Here is a 1,273-nt window from a genome sequence, read left to right as displayed (position 1 = left end):
CTCGTATAGTATTTCTTGAAGGTTGTCTTGAACCGATTTCCAGTACCCTAGGGTACTGGCGGCCGCCTTCAGAATTTCCAGCTTGATCTTTGAAAATAGTTTGAACGATTCAAATCGGGACTGGACTTTTCGTGATGCCTCCAGACAATGAAGAGTAAGGGTTCATTCGGGGCAATTCTTCTCTCTCCTGTAGCTCGACTACTACAAAAGTCTGTTTCTCCGGCACTCGCGCGGCACTTCTTACCCGCTGGCCGTTCCCTTCGGCAGCCCATGCCCGAAGTTAGCAGCTCCGGGGCAGCTCATGGACCGAGGTGAGTTCTCATACGCGAGGGTGATTGATCGGCGAGCGCGCTGGAGGCATCCCGAGAAGTCCATTTCCCCTGAATCCCCACAGAAAGGAGGAATCCCTTTTGAAGCTGTTTGTCGGAATAGACGTGAGCTCCCAAGATATGAAAGTGTGTATCATGACGGCGGATGGAGAGACCCACCAATCCTTTACCGTGGATAACAATCTGACCGGCGCCCAGCATGTGCGCGACCGCATTGTCGCCGCCTCGGACAAGCTGCTCGTCTCGGACATCCATATTGGACTGGAGGCCACCTCCGTCTACAGCTGGCATCCGGCCATGTTCCTGCATGAGGATGCTGCGTTAGCCAAGCGCAAGACCAAGGTCTTCACCATTAATCCGAAGCTCATCAACAAATTCAAGGAAGCTTATGTGGACCTGGACAAGACGGACCGGATTGATGCTTGGCTCATTGCCGACCGGCTCCGTTTCGGTCGCCTCCCCATGACCGTCGTCATGCAAGAGCAATACATTGCCTTACAACGCTTGACTCGCATGCGCTTCCATCTGGTTCACAATCTCACGCGGGAGAAGCAGTACTTCCTGCAAAACCTGTTTTACAAATGCAGTGCCTTCGGAACTGAAGTGGAGAGCTCCGTGTTCGGCCATGCCATCATGGAACTGTTGCTTGAGAAGTACAGTCTCGACGAAATCGGAGCCATGGAGGTAGCCGAGTTAGCCGACTACCTCAAGGAGAAGGGACGCAACCGGTTCCCCAATCCGGAGCATGTCGCCCTCTGCATTCAGAAGGCCGCCAGAGCCTCGTACCGGCTGTCCAAATGCATGGAGGACTCCATTGATCTCGTCCTGGGCACGTCGATCCAATCGATCCGGGCCATCCAGGCACAGGTCAAGGACCTGGACAAGGCCATTGAGCGCATCTTGAGCGGCTTGCCCGCCGCTACGCTGCTGCGCTCCATTCCCGG

1 protein-coding gene is annotated in these 1,273 nt (G+C 54.8%); it reads left to right on the top strand.

Annotated elements, in window-relative coordinates:
* Window positions 1-410: 410 nt before the first annotated feature.
* On the top strand, window positions 411-1,273 hold an 863-nt coding region (locus DQG13_RS30300; RefSeq protein WP_113023922.1), incomplete at its 3' end, for an IS110 family transposase.

The organism is Paenibacillus sp. YN15, assembly GCF_003285005.1.
Taxonomy (GTDB): domain Bacteria; phylum Bacillota; class Bacilli; order Paenibacillales; family NBRC-103111; genus Paenibacillus_AR.
The sequence above is the reverse complement of the archived record's forward strand: the minus strand, read 5'-3'. Positions and strand labels throughout refer to the sequence as shown.